At 71.6% G+C, this 19,555-nt stretch carries 17 protein-coding genes; 11 read left to right on the top strand and 6 right to left on the bottom strand.

The genetic code is table 11. The annotated features are described in order from the left end of the window. Nucleotides 1–147: 147 nt before the first annotated feature. Nucleotides 148–1,065 (bottom strand): zinc-binding dehydrogenase, encoded by a 918-nt coding sequence (locus ACFY9S_RS12730; protein ID WP_391126501.1) that lies wholly within the window; start codon nucleotides 1,063–1,065, stop codon nucleotides 148–150. A gap of 102 nt (nucleotides 1,066–1,167) precedes the next feature. On the opposite strand from ACFY9S_RS12730, the gene ACFY9S_RS12725 reads away from it, so the two are divergent. Beyond that, nucleotides 1,168–1,605 carry a MarR family transcriptional regulator gene (locus ACFY9S_RS12725; RefSeq protein ID WP_391126498.1) on the top strand — a complete coding sequence of 146 codons (438 nt, stop codon included), beginning with the start codon at nucleotides 1,168–1,170 and terminating at the stop codon, nucleotides 1,603–1,605. 99 nt (nucleotides 1,606–1,704) lie between these two features. Here ACFY9S_RS12725 and fdhD read toward each other — a convergent pair whose 3' ends face one another. Genes fdhD through ACFY9S_RS12700 form a run of 5 tightly spaced genes read right to left on the bottom strand, consistent with a single transcriptional unit; the run spans nucleotide 1,705 to nucleotide 8,141 of the window. Continuing rightward, entirely contained in the window at nucleotides 1,705–2,553 is an 849-nt protein-coding gene (gene fdhD, locus ACFY9S_RS12720; RefSeq protein ID WP_391126495.1) for a formate dehydrogenase accessory sulfurtransferase FdhD, read from the bottom strand. A 7-nt stretch (nucleotides 2,554–2,560) separates the two neighbouring features. After that, on the bottom strand, nucleotides 2,561–3,421 hold the full coding sequence (locus ACFY9S_RS12715) for a 2Fe-2S iron-sulfur cluster-binding protein (protein ID WP_391126492.1): 861 nt from the start codon (nucleotides 3,419–3,421) through the stop codon (nucleotides 2,561–2,563). Then, the gene (locus tag ACFY9S_RS12710; RefSeq protein ID WP_391126489.1) at nucleotides 3,418–5,241 is read right to left on the bottom strand and encodes an NAD(P)H-dependent oxidoreductase subunit E; all 1,824 of its coding nucleotides are present in this window, start codon (nucleotides 5,239–5,241) and stop codon (nucleotides 3,418–3,420) included. The genes ACFY9S_RS12715 and ACFY9S_RS12710 overlap by 4 nt, the downstream gene beginning before the upstream one ends. Before the next feature lie 6 nt (nucleotides 5,242–5,247). Further along, nucleotides 5,248–7,173: a molybdopterin-dependent oxidoreductase gene (locus ACFY9S_RS12705; protein ID WP_391126486.1), complete on the bottom strand. Its 1,926-nt coding sequence runs from the start codon at nucleotides 7,171–7,173 to the stop codon at nucleotides 5,248–5,250. Beyond that, complete coding sequence (locus ACFY9S_RS12700; RefSeq protein ID WP_391126483.1) at nucleotides 7,170–8,141, bottom strand: 2-dehydropantoate 2-reductase; 972 nt, start codon at nucleotides 8,139–8,141, stop codon at nucleotides 7,170–7,172. The genes ACFY9S_RS12705 and ACFY9S_RS12700 overlap by 4 nt, the downstream gene beginning before the upstream one ends. 473 nt (nucleotides 8,142–8,614) lie before the next feature. On the opposite strand from ACFY9S_RS12700, the gene ACFY9S_RS12695 reads away from it, so the two are divergent. The 10 genes from ACFY9S_RS12695 (at nucleotide 8,615) to ACFY9S_RS12650 (ending at nucleotide 19,363) form a co-directional block, all read left to right on the top strand. Next, nucleotides 8,615–9,946 (top strand): MFS transporter, encoded by a 1,332-nt coding sequence (locus ACFY9S_RS12695; RefSeq protein ID WP_391126480.1) that lies wholly within the window; start codon nucleotides 8,615–8,617, stop codon nucleotides 9,944–9,946. Beyond that, nucleotides 9,915–10,055 (top strand): hypothetical protein, encoded by a 141-nt coding sequence (locus ACFY9S_RS12690; RefSeq protein WP_391126477.1) that lies wholly within the window; start codon nucleotides 9,915–9,917, stop codon nucleotides 10,053–10,055. Before ACFY9S_RS12695 ends, ACFY9S_RS12690 begins: the two co-directional genes overlap by 32 nt. Before the next feature lie 169 nt (nucleotides 10,056–10,224). Further along, complete coding sequence (locus tag ACFY9S_RS12685; RefSeq protein ID WP_391126474.1) at nucleotides 10,225–11,163, top strand: beta-ketoacyl-ACP synthase 3; 939 nt, start codon at nucleotides 10,225–10,227, stop codon at nucleotides 11,161–11,163. A 147-nt stretch (nucleotides 11,164–11,310) separates the two neighbouring features. Beyond that, nucleotides 11,311–11,988 (top strand): FCD domain-containing protein, encoded by a 678-nt coding sequence (locus ACFY9S_RS12680; protein WP_391126471.1) that lies wholly within the window; start codon nucleotides 11,311–11,313, stop codon nucleotides 11,986–11,988. A gap of 208 nt (nucleotides 11,989–12,196) precedes the next feature. Then, nucleotides 12,197–13,378 carry an ROK family protein gene (locus ACFY9S_RS12675; protein WP_391126468.1) on the top strand — a complete coding sequence of 394 codons (1,182 nt, stop codon included), beginning with the start codon at nucleotides 12,197–12,199 and terminating at the stop codon, nucleotides 13,376–13,378. A 107-nt stretch (nucleotides 13,379–13,485) separates the two neighbouring features. Beyond that, nucleotides 13,486–15,003, top strand: a complete 1,518-nt coding sequence (locus tag ACFY9S_RS12670) for an ATP-binding cassette domain-containing protein (RefSeq protein ID WP_391126465.1) — start codon at nucleotides 13,486–13,488, stop codon at nucleotides 15,001–15,003. Next, nucleotides 15,000–16,019, top strand: a complete 1,020-nt coding sequence (locus ACFY9S_RS12665) for an ABC transporter permease (RefSeq protein ID WP_391126463.1) — start codon at nucleotides 15,000–15,002, stop codon at nucleotides 16,017–16,019. Before ACFY9S_RS12670 ends, ACFY9S_RS12665 begins: the two co-directional genes overlap by 4 nt. A 17-nt stretch (nucleotides 16,020–16,036) precedes the next feature. After that, a complete protein-coding gene (locus ACFY9S_RS12660) occupies nucleotides 16,037–17,083 on the top strand; it encodes a substrate-binding domain-containing protein (RefSeq protein WP_391126461.1) in 1,047 nt (348 codons plus the stop codon). Nucleotides 17,084–17,138: 55 nt separating this feature from the next. Then, nucleotides 17,139–18,350, top strand: a complete 1,212-nt coding sequence (locus ACFY9S_RS12655; protein WP_391126458.1) for a Gfo/Idh/MocA family oxidoreductase — start codon at nucleotides 17,139–17,141, stop codon at nucleotides 18,348–18,350. Nucleotides 18,351–18,364: 14 nt separating this feature from the next. Then, nucleotides 18,365–19,363 (top strand): TIM barrel protein, encoded by a 999-nt coding sequence (locus tag ACFY9S_RS12650; protein WP_391126455.1) that lies wholly within the window; start codon nucleotides 18,365–18,367, stop codon nucleotides 19,361–19,363. Nucleotides 19,364–19,555: the final 192 nt, after the last annotated feature.

Raw genomic sequence — 19,555 nt, 5'->3', positions numbered from 1 at the left:
GCCGTGTGACGTTAGTGGCTGCCGTTCACCTGGTCCATGGGCGGCCATGGCACCGGGCCCCGCGAGGCCGCTGCCGAGGCGCCGGCGGGCCGGTTCCCGCAAGCAGGCGTAGCCCTGGTCCCGGGACGCCTCGAAGAGAAGCGTGTGTCAGGGGATCAGGGCGACCTTGCCCAGGTTGGACCGGCCCTCGATCTCTCCGTGCGCCTTCGCCGCGTCCTCCAGGGCGAACTGCCCGTGCACGACCGGCCTGAGCTCTCCCGCCGCGAACAGCCGCCACAGTTCCGCGCACCACTGCTCGTACAACTCCGGCTTGCCACGGGCGATACGGGCCATCTGGAACCCGATCACCGACTTGGCGCCCACGAGCAGGTCGTACGCCTGGATGGTGCCGCCGCCCGAGCCGTACGCCACCAGCCGTCCCTCCGGGGCGAGTGCGGCGAGGGCCGGGGCGAGCAGCTCGCCGCCGACCGCGTCCAGGACGTAATCGACCGGGGTGCCCCAGGTGTCGTCGCTGTAGGTGATGACGTGGTCGGCGCCGAGGCCCCGGACGAAGTCGGCCTTGGCCGGGTCGGAGACGGCTCCCACGACCCGTCCGGCGCCGCGCGTCCTGGCCAGCTGCACGGCCAGGTGGCCGACCCCGCTCGCGGCCGCGGTGACCAGGGCCGCCTCGCCCGGCCGGGGGCGGGCCGCCTCCAGGGCGCCGAGGGCGACCAGGCCGCCGCGGACCAGGGCGACCGCGTCGAGCGGGCTCACGCCCTCCGGGACCGGGGAGGCCAGGGCTTCGTGCAGTACCGCGAAGTCGGCGTAGCCGTGGCCCGAGCACAGCCCCGTCACCCGGTCGCCGGTGCCGAAGCGGGTGACGCCCTCGCCGACGGCCGTGACCTCCCCGGCGATCTCGCCGCCGAGTGGGCCTGGCTCGGCCGCCTCGGTGACCTTCCGGACGGCCGGGAGCGTGACGCCGATCGCCTCCGCGCGTACGAGCAGCTCCCCGGGGCCCGGCTCGGGGAGGGGCGCCTCCTCCACGAACAGGGGGCCGCCTCGGGATTCGCAGCGGACGCGGCGCATCGCACCTCCGGGGTCGTCGGGCCCCCGACGAATTCATAGGGAGGCCCAACGGTATAGGACGATCATAGGGAGAACCAACGACTTCTTGGTTAGGCTGCGGCCATGTCGGAAGCCCCCCTCCCCGCGATCCGCTCCCTGCCCAGCTGGCTGCTCGGCCGCGCCGCCGCCCGCGGCCGGGCCCTGGTGGCCGCGGCGCTGGCCGAGGAGGACCTGCGGATGTGGCACCACGTGGTGCTGTCCGCCGTCCGCGACCTCGGCCCCGTCGCCCAGGCCGACCTCGGCCGCGGGGCCGGCCTGGACCCCAAGGACCTGGTCGGCATCCTGAACGACCTCCAGGCGGCGGGCCTGGTGGTGCGCGAGCCGGACCCGAAGGACCGGCGGAAGAACGCGGTGTCCCTCACCGCCCGGGGCGCCCGGCTGCTGACGCGCTGCGAGAAGGCGGCCCGCGCGGCCAACGACGAACTGCTCGCTCCCCTCTCGGAGGCCGAACGCGAGCAGTTCACGGGCATGCTGCGGCGCATATCCGGCACAGATCACTGACCGCTGCTCCGCCGTGGCCGGGCCGAGACGGGGCCCCTGCGGCGCAGGGGGCGCTCCCCGCCGGTCGGGGCCCCGCCGCCGTGTCGCGGGGGAACCTGTTCAGCCCTGGGCGGCCGCGGCCCGCAGAGCGATCCGGTCCTCACCCGCGTACACGTTCATGGAGCTGCCCCGCAGGAAGCCCACCAGCGTCAGGCCCGTCTCGGCGGCCAGGTCCACCGCCAGCGAGGACGGTGCCGACACGGCCGCCAGGACCGGGATGCCGGCCATCACGGCCTTCTGTGCCAGCTCGAAGGAGGCCCGGCCCGAGACGAGCAGAATCGCCCGGGACAGTGGCAGCTCCCCGTTCTGCAGGGCGCGCCCGACCAGCTTGTCGACCGCATTGTGCCGGCCCACGTCCTCCCGGACGTCCAGCAGCTCGCCCTCCTCCGAGAACAGGGCCGCCGCGTGCAGGCCCCCGGTCCGGTCGAAGACCTGCTGGGCCGCGCGCAGCCGGTCGGGCAGACTCGCGAGCAGCTCGGGCGAGATCCGGACCGGGGGAGTGTCGGCGATGGGCCACCGGGCCGTGGTGCGCACCGCGTCCAGCGACGCCTTGCCGCACAGCCCGCAGGACGACGTCGTGTAGACGTTGCGCTCCAGGGTGATGTCCGGGATCACGACGCCCGGGGCCGTCTGCACGTCGACCACGTTGTACGTGTTCGACCCCTCGGCGGTGGCCCCCGCGCAGTAGACGATGTTCCGCAGGTCCCGCTGCCCGCCCAGCACCCCCTCGCTCACCAGGAAGCCCGCCGCCAGGGCGAAGTCGTCACCCGGGGTGCGCATGGTGATCGCCAGCGGCTTGCCGTTGAGCCGGATCTCCAGGGGTTCTTCGGCGACGAGCGTGTCCGGGCGGCTGGAGACCACCCCGTCGCGGATGCGGAGCACCTTGCGTCGTTCCGTGACTCGTCCCATGTCCTGATCAGCCCCGGTTCTGTACGTGCTGGTAGCCGAAGCGGCCCTTGATGCAGAGGTTGCCGTGGGTCACCGGATTGTCGTGCGGTGACGTGACCTTCACGATCTCATTGTCCTGCACGTGCAGCGTCAGGTTGCAGCCCACTCCGCAATAGGCGCACACCGTGGTCGTCTCCGTCTGGGCGGACTCGTCCCACGTGCCCGCCACCCGCATGTCGAACTCGGACTTGAACGACAGCGCGCCCGTCGGGCACACCTCGATGCAGTTGCCGCAGTACACGCACGCCGAGTCGGTGAGCGGGGCGTCGTGCTCCACGGCGATCCGGGCGTCGAAGCCGCGCCCCGCGACCGAGATCGCGAAGGTGTTCTGCCACTGGTCGCCGCAGGCGTCGACGCACTTGTAGCAGAGGATGCACTTGTCGTAGTCGCGCACGTACAGGTCGTTGTCGATCCTCGGCTCCTCGTCGAGCCGGGCCGCGTCCGGGCCGAAGCGGTCCGGCTTCGCCTCGTACTCCTTGAGCCACCCGGCGACCTTCGGCGTCGTCGACAGGTCGACCGAGGACGCGAGCAGTTCCAGGACGACCTTGCGGCTGTGCCGGGCGCGCTCGGTGTCCGTACGGACCTCCATGCCCGGCTCCGCCTTGCGCGAGCAGGCCGGGACGAGCGTCCTGGCCCCCTCCACCTCGACGACACAGACCCGGCAGGCGTTCTTCGGGCGCAGCGTGTCGCCCTCGCACAGGGTAGGGACGTCCTTCCCGGCCGCCCGGCAGGCGTCCAGGACGGTCGAGCCCTCGGGGACCCGGGCCTCCTCGCCGTCGATCGTGAACTCCAGCATGCGGCGCGGGATCCCCAGCGGTGTGACGGTCATTCGTACGCCCCCAGACGGTCGATGGCGGATTCCACGGCGTTCCACGCGGTCTGCCCGAGACCGCAGATCGAGGCGTCCCGCATCGCGCGGCCGACCTCCCTCAGCAGGGCGATGTCCCCGGCGGCGTCGGCGCCCGTGCGCTCCACGATCCGGTGCAGCGCCTCCTCCTGCCGTACCGTCCCGACCCGGCAGGGCACGCACTGGCCGCACGACTCGTCGCGGAAGAACTCCGCGATGCGCAGCAGCAGCCGGGGGAGGGGCACGCTGTCGTCGAAGGCCATCACGACTCCGGAGCCCAGGGTCGTGCCGGCCTCGCGCGTGCCCTCGAAGGTGAGCGGGATGTCCAGCTCGTCGGCCCGGACGAAACCGCCGGCCGCCCCGCCGAGCAGCACCGCCCGCAGCCCGGCACGCACCCCGGCCAGGGTGAGCACGTCGCCCAGCGTCGCGCCGAACGGCACCTCGTAGACACCGGGCCGCTCCACGCTCCCGGACACGCAGAACAGCTTCGGACCGGTGGAGCGCCCGGTGCCGATCGCCGCGTACGCCGGGGCGCCCATGGTCAGGACCGGCAGGACGTTGACCAGCGTCTCCACGTTGTTCTCCACCGTCGGCTTGCCGAACAGGCCCTTCTCCACGGGGAACGGCGGCTTCGAGCGGGGCTCGCCCCGGTAGCCCTCGATGGAGTTGAACAGGGCCGTCTCCTCACCGCAGATGTAGGCGCCCGCGCCGCGCCGGATCTCGATGTCGAAGGCGTAGCCCTGCCCGAGCACGTCGTCGCCGAGCAGCCCGCGCGCACGGGCCTGGCCGATCGCGTGCTCAAGGAGGTGCAGGGCGCGCGGGTATTCGCCGCGCAGGTAGAGGTGGCCCTTGTGGGCGCCCGTCGCGTACCCGGCGATCGTCATGGCCTCGACCAGCGCGTACGGGTCCCCCTCCATGAGTACCCGGTCCTTGAAGGTGCCCGGCTCGGACTCGTCGGCGTTGCAGACGAGGTAGTGCGGATGATCGGGCTGGGACGCCGTGGCCTGCCACTTGCGGCCGGTGGGGAAGGCCGCGCCGCCCCGCCCGACCAGGCCCGAGTCGGTGACCTCGCGGATCACCCCGGCGGGGCCCAGCTCGAAGGCCCGGCGCAGGGCGGTGTAGCCGCCGTGGGCGCGGTAGTCGTCCAGGGACGACGGGTCGACCACACCGACGCGGTGCAGCAGCATCAGGCCGTCCTGTCCGGCCTGGGGCACCGCGAGCGCGGCCGGGGGCTCCTCCGGCGCCGAGTCGGGGGCGCTCGCGGCGAGCACGGCTTGTTCGACGGTCGTCGGGGCCGAGACGGCCGTACGGACCGGGTCCCCGGCCTTGATCGCGAGTGCGGCCGGGGCGCGTTCGCACAGACCCAGGCAGGGGCTGCGCTCGACCGCGACCCCGCTGCCGAGGCCCAGCCGCGCCTCGATCCCCGCGCACAGCTCCGGCGCCCCGGCCGCCGCGCACGCCAGGTCGGTGCAGACGTGGAGCACGGTCGCCGGACGTGGCTTCACGGAGAACATGGCGTAGAAGGTGGCGACCCCGTACGCCTCCGCCGGCGGCACCGTGAGCCGCCGGCACAGGTAGTCGAGGGCGCCGTCGCTGATCCAGCCGATCCGGTCGTTGATCGCGTGCAGCCCCGGCAGCAGCAGGTGGCGGCGGTCCCGGGCCTCGCGTCCGCCGCGGGCCCACCTCAGGTCCGAGTCGGAGCGGTCGGCGCCCTCCCACGAGGATTCCGGAGGGCCGAGCAGGGCGTCGACGGCCGCCCGTTCGTCGTCCGTCGGTTTGCTGTCGCCGAAGTGCAGGTCCACGGTGCGTCACCCCACGATGGTCGCGACGGGCAGTTTCTCGATCCGGATGGCCGACGCCTTGAACTCCGCCGTCCCGGCGATCGGGCAGTTCGCCTCGATCGTCAGGGCGTTGGTGTCCACCTCGTCCGGGAAGTGCATGGTCATGAAGGCGAGCCCGGGCCGCAGCGCGGTGTCCACCCACACGGGGGCGGTCACGGACCCGCGCCGCGAGGTCACCCGGACGTGCTCGCCGACCACGACCCCGTAGCGCTCGGCGTCCTCCGGGCTCAGCTCGATGAACTCGCCGCGCCGCAGCGGCGAGGCGTAACCGCCGCTCTGCACACCGGTGTTGTACGAGTCGAGCCGCCGCCCGGTGGTGAGCCGGATCGGGTACCGGTCGTCGGTGAGGTCCACGGGCGGGTCGTGCTGCACCAGGCCGAAGGGCGCGAGCGGGCCGCGCCGGGAGGGGTCGGTCTCCCACAACCGGCCGTGCAGATAGGTGGGTTCGACGGCGTCCGTGTCCGGGCAGGGCCACTGGATGCCCTGGTGCTCCTCCAGGCGCTCGTACGTCATGCCGTAGTGGTCGGGCGAGACGGCCCTCAGCTCGTTCCACACGGTCTCCGCGTCGGCGTACTTCCAGTCGTGGCCGAGGCGGGCGGCGAGGTCGCAGATGATGTCGATGTCCTCGCGGGCCTCGCCGGGCGGGGTGACGGCCTTGCGGACACGCTGCACGCGCCGCTCGCTGTTGGTGGTGGTGCCGTCGGTCTCCGCCCAGCCGGCGGTGGCCGGCAGGACGACGTCCGCCAGCTCGGCGGTCTTCGTCAGGAAGATGTCCTGCACGACCAGGAAGTCCAGCGCCTTCAGCCGTCGCACCGCCTGCTCGCTGTCGGCCTCGGACTGGGCCGGGTTCTCGCCGATGCAGTAGACGGCCTTGAGACCGTCGTCCTCCATGGCCTCGAACATCTCGGTGAGGTTCAGGCCGTAGTGCGGCTGGATGACCGTGCCCCAGGCCGACTCGAACTTCACCCGGATGTCCGGGTCGAGGATGTCCTGGAAGCCGGGCAGACGGTTGGGGATCGCGCCCATGTCGCCGCCGCCCTGCACGTTGTTCTGCCCGCGCAGGGGCTGCAGGCCCGAGCCGTAGCGGCCCACGTGCCCGGTGAGCAGCGACAGGTTGATCAGGGCGCGGACGTTGTCGGTGCCGTTGTGGTGCTCGGTGATGCCCAGGGTCCAGCACAACTGGGCCCGTTCGGCGCGGGCGTAGGCGTGCGCCAGCTCGCGGATCGCCGCCGCCGGCACGCCCGTCACCTTCTCGGCGAGGGACGGCGTCCATGGCTCGACCAGGGTCTTGTACTCCTCGAAACCGCTGGTCGCCCGCTCGATGAACGCCTCGTTCGCGAGCCCCGCGTGGATGATCTCGCGACCGATCGCGTGGGCCATCGGGATGTCGGTGCCGACGTTCAGCCCCATCCAGCTCTCCGCCCACTCGGCGGTCGAGGTGCGGCGCGGGTCGACCGCGTACATCCGGGCGCCGTTCCTGATGCCCTTCAGTACGTGCTGGAAGAAGATCGGGTGCGCGAAGCGGGCGTTGGAGCCCCACATCACGATGACGTCGGTGTGCTCGATCTCCTCGTACGACGACGTGCCGCCGCCCGAGCCGAACGCCGCCGACAGGCCCGCCACGCTCGGGGCGTGGCAGGTGCGGTTGCAGGAGTCGACGTTGTTGGTGCCCATGACGACCCGGGCGAACTTCTGGGCCACGTAGTTCATCTCGTTGGTCGCCCGGGCGCAGGAGAACAGGCCGAACGCGCCCCGGTTGCGTGCCAGACCCCGGGCGGCCCGGTCCAAAGCCTCCTCCCAGGTGGCCCGGCGGAAGGGTTCGTCGCGCGAGTCCCTGACCAGGGGGTGGGTGAGCCGGGTGTAGGTCTTCGGGCTTCGGTCGCGTTTACTCATGCGGCGCTCCTCAGCGCGAGCAGGTCCGAGATGGCGTGCACGGTGCGCAGGGTGGGCACCTCCACGCCGGTGATGTCCGCCAACTCGACGACCGCCGCGAGGAGTACGTCGAGTTCGAGCGGTTTGCCGCGCTCCAGGTCCTGGAGCGTGGAGGTCCGGTGGTCGCCGACCCGCTCGGCGCCCGCGAGCCGGCGCTCGATGGAGACGCCGACCTCGCAGCCGAGGGCGTTCGCGACCGCGAGCGTCTCGGTCATCATGATCTCGATGACCTTGCGGGTGCCGCCGTGCAGGCACATCTGCCGCATGGTCGCGCGGGCCAGCGCGCTGATCGGGTTGAAGGAGATGTTGCCGAGCAGCTTGAGCCAGATGTCGCCCCGCAGTTCCGGTTCGACCGGGCACTTCAGCCCGCCCGCCCGCATGGCCTCGCTGAACGCCACGCACCGCGCGGACACGCTGCGGTCGGGCTCGCCGATCGAGAACCGCGTGCCCTCCAAGTGCCGGATGACGCCCGGCCCTTCGAGTTCGGTCGCCGCGTAGACCACACATCCGACGGCCCGTTCGGGCGCGAGCACCGCACTGACCGCGCCGTGCGGGTCCACGCTTTCGACGCGATGGCCATCGTAGGGGCCGCCGTGCCGGTGGAAGTACCACCAGGGGATGCCGTTCTGGGCGGCCACGACCGCCGTCGTCCCGCTCAGCAACGGCGCGATCAGCGGCCCGCACGCCGCGTACGCGTTGGCCTTCAGGCCGAGGAAGACGTAGTCGGCCGGGCCGACTTCGCCCGGGTCGCCGGTCGCGTGGGGGTGCGCGGTGAAGTCGCCGCGCGGGCTGAGCACCCGGACTCCGTGCCGCCTCATGGCCGCCAGATGCGGTCCACGGGCGATGAGATGCACATCGGCGCCCGCGCGGTGGAGCGCGGCGCCGACGTAGGCGCCGATGGCACCGGCGCCGAGAACTGCGACTTTCACGGGAACACTCCGTTCGGTTTGAGGGATACCGCGGAGGTGGCTGCCGTCCGGCCGCCCGACGGGTCGCGTATGGCTCGAGGACGGCTTGTGTCGACGAAATATTGTCTACAGTATGGAGGTTGGGGCGGCAAGGGGCCGCGCGTCGACCGTTCGGCGCGTGCCGGATATCGGTTCCGCATGCCGACCGTTCGGCGCATGGCGGATGTCGGTCCGTGCGCCCGCCGTTTGGTGCGTGCCGGATGCCGGATGCCGGATGCCGGTCCGTGTGCCGGCGGTTTGGTGCGTGCTGGATGCCGTCCGTGTGCCGATGCCGGATAACGGTCCCCGTGCCGACCGTTCGGCGCATGGCGGATGCCGGATGCCGGACGCCGGTGGGTGTGCCGACCGTTCGGCGCATGCCGGATACCGCTCACCGCATACGGTCGACGCGCCGCCTTCTCAACTCACGTGCGGGTCCCTACCGTCCGGGGTTCATGAGTCCCCCAGTCGCGCCCCCGGGCTGGAGCCGCTGGCTCGTTCCGCCCGCCGCTCTCTCCGTCCATCTCTCCATCGGCCAGGCCTACGCCTGGAGCGTGTTCAAACCGCCCCTGGAGTCCGCGCTCGGTCTCAGCGGCACGCAGAGCGCGCTGCCCTTCCAGCTGGGCATCGTCATGCTGGGCCTGTCCGCCGCGTTCGGCGGCACGCTCGTGGAGCGCAAGGGCCCGCGCTGGGCGATGACCGTCGCCCTGGTCTGCTTCTCCTCCGGCTTCCTGCTCTCCGCGCTGGGCGCGTCCCTGGAGCAGTACTGGCTGATCGTGTTCGGCTACGGCTTCGTCGGCGGTATCGGTCTCGGCATCGGCTACATCTCGCCCGTCTCCACGCTGATCAAGTGGTTCCCGGACCGGCCCGGCATGGCCACCGGCATCGCCATCATGGGCTTCGGCGGCGGCGCGCTCATCGCCTCGCCGTGGTCGGCCCAGATGCTGGAGTCGTTCGGCGGCGACAGCTCCGGGATCGCGCTGGCCTTCCTGGTGCACGGGCTGACGTACGCCGTCTTCATGCTGCTCGGCGTGCTGCTGGTGCGGGTGCCGCGCACGGAGAGGCCGGCGGACAGCGGGCCGGGAGTCCTCGCCGGCCCGCAGGTCTCCGCGAACCAGGCCATCCGCACACCGCAATTCTGGTGCCTGTGGATCGTGCTGTGTATGAACGTCACCGCCGGCATCGGCATCCTGGAGAAGGCCGCGCCGATGATCACGGACTTCTTCTCGGACACCTCCACCCCGGTCTCGGTGACCGCCGCCGCCGGCTTCGTCGCGCTGCTGTCGGCGGCGAACATGGCGGGCCGCATCGGCTGGTCCTCGACGTCCGACCTCATCGGCCGCAAGAACATCTACCGCGTCTACCTGGGCGTCGGCGCCCTGATGTACGCGCTCATCGCCCTGTTCGGCGACTCCTCCAAGCCGCTGTTCATCCTGAGCGCGCTGGTCATCCTCTCCTTCTACGGCGGGGGTTTCGCCACAGTTCCGGCGTATCTGAAGGATTTGTTCGGTACGTACCAGGTCGGTGCCATCCACGGGAGGCTGCTCACCGCCTGGTCCACGGCCGGGGTGCTCGGCCCGCTGATCGTGAACTGGATCGCCGACCGGCAGGAGGAGGCGGGCCGGCACGGTGCGTCCCTGTACGGGCTGTCCTTCGTCATCATGATCGGGCTGCTCGTCGTCGGCTTCGTCGCCAACGAACTGATCCGGCCCGTCGACCCCCGCCACCACAACCCCGCCCCGAGGGAGGCCGCCCATGTCCGGCGAGCGCAGTCAGAGTCCGCCTAGCCCGGACCGGCGGTGGCTGATCGCCTTCGCCTGGGTGTGGGTGGGCGTGCCGCTCGCCTACGGGCTGTACGAGCTCGTGCGCAAGGCCACGCAGCTGTTCACCGGGTAGGGGCCGGGGGCGCGGAGGAGGCGTCCGACAGGTGTCCGGGCGTCCGAGGTGCTGACCGAAGCTGACAACCCCGGCGCCCGTTTCCTGTCGCCTTGGATGCCGCCATACCGGTGAGTCACTGATCAGACTGGGGGATCCGCTACCCAAGGCAACGAGGGGGATCCACCCAATGAACGGCTCGCGCATCGCCGCCGTCGGCCACTACCAGCCCGCCAAGGTGCTCACCAACGAGGACCTGGCGGGCCTGGTGGACACCAGTGACGAGTGGATCAGGAGCCGGGTGGGCATCCGCACGCGCCACATCGCGGGCCCCGACGAACCGGTCGACGAACTGGCCGCCCACGCCGCCGCCAAGGCCCTCGCCGCCGCCGGTCTGAGCCCGGCCGACATCGACCTGGTGCTGGTCGCCACCTCCACCGCCATCGACCGCTCGCCCAACATGGCCGCCCGGGTCGCGGCCCGTCTGGGCATCCCGCAGGCGGCGACCATGGACCTCAACGTCGTGTGCGCCGGCTTCACCCACGCTCTGGCCACCGCCGACCACGCCGTCCGCGCGGGGGGCGCGAGCAGGGCGCTGGTCATCGGGGCCGACAAGATGTCCGAGGTGGCCGACTGGAGCGACCGCACCACGTGCGTGCTCGTCGGCGACGGAGCGGGCGCCGCGGTGGTGGAGGCCGTCGGTGAGCCGGCCATCGGGCCGGTGCTGTGGGGCTCGGTGCCCGAAATGGGCAACGCGGTGCGCATCGAGGGCACTCCGCCGCGCTTCGCCCAGGAGGGGCAGAGCGTCTACCGCTGGGCCACCACGCAGCTGCCGCCCATCGCGCGGCGGGCCTGCGAGCGGGCCGGTCTGGAACCGGCCGACCTGGCCGGAGTCGTGCTGCACCAGGCGAACCTGCGCATCATCGAACCCCTCGCGGAGAAGATCGGTGCGGTCAACGCCGTGGTCGCGCGCGATGTCACCGAGTCCGGCAACACCTCGGCCGCGAGCATCCCGCTGGCCTTCTCGAAGCTCATCGAGCAGGGTGCGGTCGCCACGGGCGACCCCGTGCTGCTGTTCGGCTTCGGCGGGAACCTGTCGTACGCGGGGCAGGTCGTGCGCTGCCCCTGAGGGGTGGGGCGGTGTGACGCGGTCAACTCCCCGAAACGCTGGCTCTTGTGCGCCGTAGACTGTAGACGAAAGACAATCGATACTGACTCTGCGGCGATGCCGGCTCGCGCCGCGCTGTGCACGGCCCTGCCGAGGAGGGGGACCGCGATGCTGTCGACAGGCCTGCCCCAGGGGGCGGTACCCAAGCTGGAACGCCCGGGTCCGCTGCGCGACCGTGTCTACGAAGCAGTGCTCGAACTCATCACCACCCGTGCGCTGCAACCCGGCCAGCATCTCGTCGAGAGCGAACTCGCCGGGCATCTCGGCGTCTCCCGGCAGCCCGTGCGCGAGGCGCTGCAGCGCCTCAACACCGAGGGGTGGGTCGATCTGCGGCCCGCCCAGGGCGCGTTCGTGCACGAGCCGACGGAGGAGGAGGCCGACCAGCTCCTCACGGTCCGTACGCTCCTGGAGGCCGAGGCGGCCCGGCTCGCGGCGGCGGGCGCGAACACCGCGGGCATCGCCGCCCTGGAAGCACTGTGCGCGGAGGGCGAGAAGGCCGTCGAGGCCGACGACGTGGACGGGGCCGTCGCCATGAACGCCCGCTTCCACGCCAAGATCATGGAGCTCGCCGGCAACGCGGTCCTCGCCGAACTCGCCGCCCAGGTCGACCGGCGCGTGCGCTGGTACTACACCCCGGTGGCCCGGCAGCGCGGCCGGCAGTCCTGGATCGAGCACCGCGAACTGATCGCCGCGGTCGCCGACCGGGACGAACAGCGCGCGACCCGGCTGATGCGCGACCACACGGAGCACACGCGCCGGTCGTACCACGCGCGTTCGCGCTCGTAGCTCCGTAGCTCCGCCACGCCCCGCTGCGATGCGGGGCACCCGTCACCGCTGCTTTGTCCTGTGAGTGGAAAAAGTAGAGGGCAATTCCTGCGCGACTTCTTCCCACCTCCGGCAGCCGCTGCTACGTTCCCTCCGAAAGCACGCCACCGAGGTGGCGGAAAACCGGCGCGCACAGGCCGATCTAGGCGGGGAGGGGCTCGTGAGACGTATGACCGCACGACCCGCGAACGCTCACCAGGCCCGGCTGCTCAGGCTGTTGCGCGACGGCGGCCCCAACTCCCGTGCCCAGCTGGGTGATCAGGTCGACCTCTCGCGGTCCAAACTGGCCGTGGAGGTGGACCGGCTGCTGGAGACGGGGCTGGTCGTGGCCGACGGACTCGCCGCCTCGCGCGGTGGCCGCCGTTCCCACAACATCCGGCTCAACCCCGGGCTGCGCTTCCTCGGCGTCGACATCGGCGCGACCTCGGTCGACGTCGCCGTCACCAACGCCGAGCTGGAGACCCTCGGGCACCTCAACCAGCCCATGGACGTGCGCGAAGGCCCCGTCGCGGTCTTCGAGCAGGTTCTCGCCATGGCCGCGAAACTGAGGGCCTCCGGGCTTGCGGAAGGGTTCGACGGCGCCGGCATCGGCGTCCCGGGCCCGGTCCGCTTCCCCGAGGGCATCCCGGTGGCACCGCCGATCATGCCCGGCTGGGACGGCTTCCCCGTGCGGGAGGCGCTCAGCCAGGAACTCGGCTGCCCGGTCATGGTCGACAACGACGTAAACCTCATGGCGATGGGGGAGCAGCACGCGGGCGTCGCCCGTACCGTCGCCGACTTCCTCTGCGTCAAGATCGGCACCGGCATCGGCTGCGGCATCGTCGTCGGCGGTGAGGTCTACCGCGGTACGACGGGCAGCGCCGGCGACATCGGGCACATCCAGGCCGTCCCCGACGGGCGCCCCTGCGCCTGCGGCAACCGGGGCTGCCTGGAGGCCCACTTCAGCGGGGCGGCCCTGGCCCGCGACGCCGTGGAAGCCGCCCAGCAGGGACTCTCGGCCGAACTGGCCTCGCGGCTGGAGACGAACGGTGGCCTCACCGCCGTCGACGTCGCCGGCGCGGCCTCCGCCGGTGACGCCACGGCCCTCGACCTGATCCGCGAGGGCGGCAACCGTACCGGCCAGGTCATCGCCGGCCTGGTCAGCTTCTTCAACCCGGGCCTGGTGGTGATCGGCGGCGGGGTGACCGGCCTCGGCCACACCCTGCTCGCCGCGATCCGCACCCAGGTCTACCGCCAGTCGCTGCCGCTGGCGACCGGCAACCTGCCCATCGTGCTGGGCGAGTTGGGCCCCACCGCCGGAGTCATCGGCGGGGCCAGGCTCATCAGTGACCACCTCTTCTCACCCGCGTAAGCACCGAGTTCAGTACGGCGTACCAGCACCGCGCCCTGCGCAGTGCCCTGCTCCGCCTCGCTCCGCCCTGCCCTGAAACCGGCCCGCACGCCCGCCAAGGGGACCTCATGGCACCAGAACCACCGCTGCTCAGCATGTCCGGCATCACCAAGTCGTTCCCCGGAGTCCGGGCCCTCGACGGCGTCGACCTCGACGTCCAGGCCGGTGAGGTGCACTGCCTGCTCGGCCAGAACGGGGCCGGCAAGTCCACCCTCATCAAGGTGCTGGCCGGCGCCCACCAGCCCGACACCGGCGGTATCCGCTGGCGCGGCGAGGAGGTGACACTCCGTTCACCGATCGCCGCCATGCGCCTCGGCATCGCCACCATCTACCAGGAACTCGACCTGGTGGAGCACCTGTCGGTCGCCGAGAACGTGCACCTGGGACATGAGCCGGCCACGGCCGGGTTCGTCGTACGCGGCAAAGCGGCCAGGGCGTCAACGGCCGCCCTGCTCAAGCGACTCGGGCACCCCGAAATCGATCCGGCCCGGCTCGTGGGGGAGTTGCCGGCGGCACAGCAGCAGATCGTGTCCATGGCCCGGGCGCTCTCCCACGACGTACGGCTCATCGTGATGGACGAGCCGTCCGCCGCCCTCGACCCGGACGAGGTCGACAACCTCTTCCGCATCGTCGGCGACCTCACCGCCGCCGGAGTCGCCGTCGTCTACATCTCGCACCGCCTGGAGGAGATCCGCCGCATCGGCGACCGGGTGACCGTACTGAAGGACGGCCGGGCCGTCGCGAACGGGCTCCCGGCGAAGTCCACCCCGACCCGCGAGGTCGTCGCCCTGATGACCGGCCGCAACGTCGAGTACGTCTTCCCCGACCGGCCCGTCTCGACGCCGACCGGCGAACCCGTCCTGAAAATCCGGGGACTGTCCCGACAGGGGGAGTTCGAGGCCTTCGACCTCGACGTCCGGCCGGGCGAGATCGTCGGCCTCGCCGGACTCGTCGGCTCGGGCCGCTCCGAGATACTGGAGACCGTCTACGGCGCCCGCAAACCGACGACCGGTCAAGTACAGGTCCAGGGCAGGGCCCTGAAGCCCGGCAGCGTACGGGCCGCCGTCCGCGCCGGACTCGGGCTCGCCCCCGAGGAACGCAAGGCGCAGGCCCTGCTGATGCTGGAATCCGTCACCCGCAACGTGTCGGTCTCCTCCATGTCCCGCTTCTCACGCGCCGGCTGGATCGACCGGGGCGCCGAACTCGGCGCCGCCCGGGCCGCGACGCGCGAGCTGTCGCTGAGGCCCGACAACCCGTCCGTGCCCGTGCGCACCCTGTCCGGCGGCAACCAGCAGAAGGCCGTCCTCGCCCGCTGGCTGCTGCGCGGCTGCAAGGTGCTGCTGCTCGACGAACCCACCCGCGGCGTCGACGTCGGCGCCCGCGCCGAGCTCTACGCGGTCATCCGCCGGCTGGCCGACGAGGGCCTCGCCGTGCTGCTGGTCTCCAGCGAGGTGCCCGAGGTGCTCGGCCTCGCCGACCGCGTCCTGGTGCTGCGCGAAGGCCGGGTCGTCCACACGGCATCCGCGCGCGAACTCGACGAACACCGCGTACTCGACCTGGTCATGGAAGGAAGCCCGGCGTCATGACGCAGCCCGTCTCCCCGCCCCGGGGCAGCGGCACCGACAAGGTGCCCCCGGCCCAGCCCCCCGCCTGGCGCGGTGTGCTGGTCCGCGCCGACGTCCGCACGCTGTCCCTGCTCGGCGTCCTCGCCGCGCTGATCCTCATCGGCGGCATCACCAAGCCCGACGAGTTCCTCGACACCCGCAACCTGCAACTCGTGCTCACCCAGGCCTCGGTGATCGGTGTCGTCACCGTCGGCATGACCTTCGTCATCGTCTCCGGCGGCATCGACCTGTCGGTCGGCGCGATCGTCGCCCTGGCCTCCGTGTGGGCCACCACCGTCGCCACCCAGGAGTACGGTTTCGCCGGCATCCTCTTCACGGCGATGGTCGTCGGAGTGGGCTGCGGCCTGGTCAACGGGGTGCTCATCGCCTATGGCGCGATGGTGCCGTTCATCGCCACCCTCGCCATGCTGGCCTCCGCCCGCGGCCTCGCCCTGCAGATCACCGACGGCAAGACACAGATCGTCACCGTGCCCTCGGTCCTCGACCTGGGGGAGCGCGACGCCTACGTCCTCGGCATCCCGCCGCTGGTCATGGTGTTCGCCGTCGTCACGGTCATCGGCTGGCTGGTGCTCAACCGCACCACCTTCGGACGCCGCACCGTCGCCGTCGGCGGCAACCCGGAGGCCGCCCGGCTCGCCGGCATCGACGTCCGCCGCCAGCGGCTCTACCTGTACCTGCTGTCCGGGCTGTGCTGCGGCATCGCCGCCTTCCTGCTGATCGTTCTGGCCGGCTCAGGCCAGAACACCAACGGCAACCTCTACGAACTCGACGCCATCGCCGCAGCGATCATCGGCGGCACCCTCCTCACCGGCGGGCGGGGCACCATCACCGGCTCCGTGCTCGGCGTCCTGATCTTCACCACGATCACCAACATCTTCGCCCTGAACAACCTGCAGAGCGACGTCCAGCAGATCGCCAAGGGCGCGATCATCGTCGCCGCCGTGCTGGTCCAGCGCCGTACCGCGAGCACGACCTGAGGAAAGGGTTCCCCGCCATGCCAGAGATCACGAGCCGCAGAGGGCTGCTCTTCGGGGCCGCCGCCGTCTCCGCCGGTGCCCTCCTCACGGGGTGCACGAGCAACGAGCCGTCCGACTCCAAGGACGAACCGGCCGGCAACGACCAGCCGGCGGCCGACGACAAGCCCGGCAAGCAGGTCACCATCGGCTTCGCCGGACCCCAGGCCGACCACGGCTGGCTCAACGCCATCAACGACAACGCCAAGAGCCGAGCCGAGAAGTACTCCGACGTCACCCTGGAGATCACCGAGGGCTCCAACGACACCGCCCAGCAGATCGGCCAGATCGAGACCCTCATCAACAAGAAGGTCGACGTCCTGGTCGTGCTGCCCGCCGACGGCAAGGCCCTCACCCAGGTCGGCCTGAAGGCCATGCGCGCCGGCATCCCGGTCGTCAACCTCGACCGGATCTTCAACACCCCGCAGGCCTACCGCTGCTGGATCGGCGGCGACAACTACGGCATGGGCCTCAACGCCGGGCACTACATCGGCGAGAAGCTCAAGGGCAAGTCCGGCGCCCGCGTCATCGAGCTGGCCGGACTGGACAACCTGGAGCTCACCAAGCAGCGCACCCAGGGCTTCGACGACGCCCTGAAGAACTACCCCAACATCAAGAAGGTCGCCCGCCAGGCCGCCGAGTTCACCGTCGAGTCGGGGCAGGCCAAGATGGCCCAGCTGCTCCAGGCCCAGTCGAAGGTCGACGCGCTGTGGAACCACGACGACGACCAGGGCGTGGGCGCCCTGCGCGCCATCGAGCAGGCCGGGCGCGACGACTTCCTGATGGTCGGCGGCGCCGGCGCGCTCTCCGCCTTCCAGGCCATCAAGCAGGACGACGGCGTGCTCAAGGCGACCGTGCTGTACCCGCCGACCATGGCCGCCTCCGCGATCGACCTCGCCCGCGCCCTCGGACAGAGCAAGGGCATCGGGGGTCTCGCCGAGTTCGAGATCCCGTCGTCGCTCACGCTCTACTCGGCCGTCGTCGACAAGACCAACGTCGACCAGTACATGTCCACCGGCTTCAAGTGAGCCACCCCGCACCCCCCACGTGCGCCACCCCGACCAGGACGAGGAGGACACCCGAATGGGACAGCCGCAGGAGCAGCCGGAGGGGACCGAGGCGGGCAAGCCACCCCTGCGCGTGGGGATGGTGGGCTACGCCTTCATGGGCGCCGCCCACTCCCAGGGCTGGCGCACCGCGGGCCGCGTCTTCGACCTGCCGCTGAACCCCGTGCAGGCCGTGATCTGCGGCCGGGACGCCGCCGCCGTCCGCGCGGCGGCGTCCCGGCACGGCTGGGCCTCCACCGAGACCGACTGGCGGGCCCTCGTCGAACGCGACGACGTCGACCTCGTCGACATCTGCACCCCCGGCGACAGCCACGCCGAGATCGCCCTGGCCGCCCTGGCCGCGGGCAAGCACGTGCTGTGCGAGAAGCCCCTCGCCAACACCGTCGAGGAAGCCACCTCGATGGTGCTGGCGGCCGAGGAGGCGCACGCACGCGGCCAGGTGGCGATGGTCGGCTTCAACTACCGCCGGGTGCCCGCCACCGCCCAGGCCCGCCGCATGGTCGCCGAGGGCCGCCTGGGCAGGCTGCGGCACGTGCGCGTGACGTACCTCCAGGACTGGCTGGTCGACCCGCAGTTCCCGCTGACCTGGCGGCTGCGCAGGGAGCAGGCCGGCTCGGGCTCGCTCGGCGACCTGGGCGCGCACATCGTCGACCTAGCGCAGTACCTGGTGGGGGAGCCGCTCGCGGGCGTCTCCGCGCTGACGGAGACCTTCGTACGGGAACGGCCCCTGCCCACCGGGGCGACCAGCGGACTGTCCGCCGTCACGTCAGCCGGCACCGGCCAGGTCACCGTCGACGACGCCGCCCTGTTCACGGCCCGCTTCCCCTCCGGCGCCCTCGCCTCCTTCGAGGCCACCCGCTACGCCACCGGCCGCAAGAACGCCCTGCGCATCGAACTCAACGGCGAGCGCGGCTCGCTCGCCTTCGACCTGGAGCGGCTCAACGAGCTGTCCTTCCACGACGGCACCGAGCCCGGCGCCGAGGCCGGCTTCCGCCGCATCCTCGTCACCGAACCCGACCATCCCTACCTGGACGCCTGGTGGCCACCGGGACACGGCCTCGGCTACGAGCACACCTTCGTCCACCAGGCCCGCGACCTCGTCCACGCCATCGCCGAGGGCCGCCGCCCCGAACCCTCCTTCGCCGACGGGCTGCAGGTGCAGCGCGTGCTCGCGGCGGTGGAGGAGAGCGCCGAGAAGAACTCTGTCTACACGCCGATCGCGGTCTGAGGAGGCACCTTTCGATGCCGCGCACTTTCACGCTCTTCACCGGCCAGTGGGCGGACCTGCCCCTGGAGGAAGTCTGCCGCCTGGCCCGCGACTTCGGCTACGACGGCCTGGAACTCGCCTGCTGGGGCGACCATTTCGAAGTCGACAAGGCGCTGTCCGACCCGGGGTACCTCGACGGCCGCCGGGCCCTTCTCGACAAGTACGGCCTGAAGTGCTGGGCGATCTCCAACCACCTGGTCGGCCAGGCCGTCTGCGACGCCATCATCGACGAACGCCACCAGGCCATCGTGCCGCAAGAGGTGTGGGGCGACGGGGACCCGGAGGGAGTCCGGCAGCGGGCGGCGGACCGTATGAAGGACACCGCCCGCGCCGCGTCCGCCCTCGGTGTGGACACCGTGATCGGGTTCACCGGCTCCGCCATCTGGCACCTGGTCGCCATGTTCCCGCCCGCCCCCGAAGCGATGATCGAGCGGGGCTACCAGGACTTCGCCGACCGCTGGAACCCGATCCTGGACGTCTTCGACGCCGAGGGCGTGCGGTTCGCGCACGAGGTCCACCCGAGCGAGATCGCCTACGACTACTGGACCACGCAGCGCGCCCTGGACGCCGTCGGCCGGCGCCCCGCCTTCGGCCTCAACTTCGACCCCAGCCACTTCGTGTGGCAGGACCTCGACCCGGTCGGCTTCCTCTGGGACTTCCGTGACCGGATCTACCACGTCGACTGCAAGGAGGCCCGCAAACGCCTCGACGGACGCAACGGCCGGCTCGGCTCCCACCTGCCCTGGGGCGACCCGCGGCGCGGCTGGGACTTCGTCTCCGCCGGGCACGGCGACGTGCCGTGGGAGGACGTCTTCCGGATGCTGCGCTCCATCGACTACGAGGGCCCCATCTCGGTGGAGTGGGAGGACGCCGGGATGGACCGGCTCCAGGGAGCGCCGGAGGCCCTGACCCGGCTGAAGGCCTTTGACTTCGAGCCGCCCAGCGCGTCCTTCGACGCGGCGTTCAACAGCTGAACCAGGCTCCCGACGCAGGTCGGGGACGGGGAACCGGCAGCACCGCCGGTCCCCCCTCCGACCTGCGCGAATCCCGCTTTGTCCCGCACAGGGAGAAAGTCCGGCCGAGTCCGCCGCAAGGGGTGTTCGCCCCGGACGGACGCGGCTACCGTCCTTGATGTGTTCAGGACACACGCACCTCCGGGGTGACGG

The organism is Streptomyces sp. NPDC012474, from assembly GCF_042955185.1.
Taxonomy (GTDB): Bacteria; Actinomycetota; Actinomycetes; order Streptomycetales; family Streptomycetaceae; genus Streptomyces; species Streptomyces cahuitamycinicus.
Note: the sequence above shows the minus strand (reverse complement) of the source record. Positions and strands in the feature narration are given on the sequence as shown.

Excerpts from the sequence above, each read along its gene's own strand:
- ACFY9S_RS12730 (WP_391126501.1), bottom strand. The coding sequence starts at position 1,065 with ATGCGCCGCGTCCGCTGCGAATCCCGAGGCGGCCCCCTGTTCGTGGAG.
- ACFY9S_RS12725 (WP_391126498.1), top strand. The coding sequence starts at position 1,168 with ATGTCGGAAGCCCCCCTCCCCGCGATCCGCTCCCTGCCCAGCTGGCTG.
- fdhD (WP_391126495.1), bottom strand. The coding sequence starts at position 2,553 with ATGGGACGAGTCACGGAACGACGCAAGGTGCTCCGCATCCGCGACGGG.
- ACFY9S_RS12715 (WP_391126492.1), bottom strand. The coding sequence starts at position 3,421 with ATGACCGTCACACCGCTGGGGATCCCGCGCCGCATGCTGGAGTTCACG.
- ACFY9S_RS12705 (WP_391126486.1), bottom strand. The coding sequence starts at position 7,173 with ATGAGTAAACGCGACCGAAGCCCGAAGACCTACACCCGGCTCACCCAC.
- ACFY9S_RS12695 (WP_391126480.1), top strand. The coding sequence starts at position 8,615 with ATGAGTCCCCCAGTCGCGCCCCCGGGCTGGAGCCGCTGGCTCGTTCCG.
- ACFY9S_RS12690 (WP_391126477.1), top strand. The coding sequence starts at position 9,915 with ATGTCCGGCGAGCGCAGTCAGAGTCCGCCTAGCCCGGACCGGCGGTGG.
- ACFY9S_RS12685 (WP_391126474.1), top strand. The coding sequence starts at position 10,225 with ATGAACGGCTCGCGCATCGCCGCCGTCGGCCACTACCAGCCCGCCAAG.
- ACFY9S_RS12680 (WP_391126471.1), top strand. The coding sequence starts at position 11,311 with ATGCTGTCGACAGGCCTGCCCCAGGGGGCGGTACCCAAGCTGGAACGC.
- ACFY9S_RS12675 (WP_391126468.1), top strand. The coding sequence starts at position 12,197 with ATGACCGCACGACCCGCGAACGCTCACCAGGCCCGGCTGCTCAGGCTG.
- ACFY9S_RS12670 (WP_391126465.1), top strand. The coding sequence starts at position 13,486 with ATGGCACCAGAACCACCGCTGCTCAGCATGTCCGGCATCACCAAGTCG.
- ACFY9S_RS12665 (WP_391126463.1), top strand. The coding sequence starts at position 15,000 with ATGACGCAGCCCGTCTCCCCGCCCCGGGGCAGCGGCACCGACAAGGTG.
- ACFY9S_RS12660 (WP_391126461.1), top strand. The coding sequence starts at position 16,037 with ATGCCAGAGATCACGAGCCGCAGAGGGCTGCTCTTCGGGGCCGCCGCC.
- ACFY9S_RS12655 (WP_391126458.1), top strand. The coding sequence starts at position 17,139 with ATGGGACAGCCGCAGGAGCAGCCGGAGGGGACCGAGGCGGGCAAGCCA.
- ACFY9S_RS12650 (WP_391126455.1), top strand. The coding sequence starts at position 18,365 with ATGCCGCGCACTTTCACGCTCTTCACCGGCCAGTGGGCGGACCTGCCC.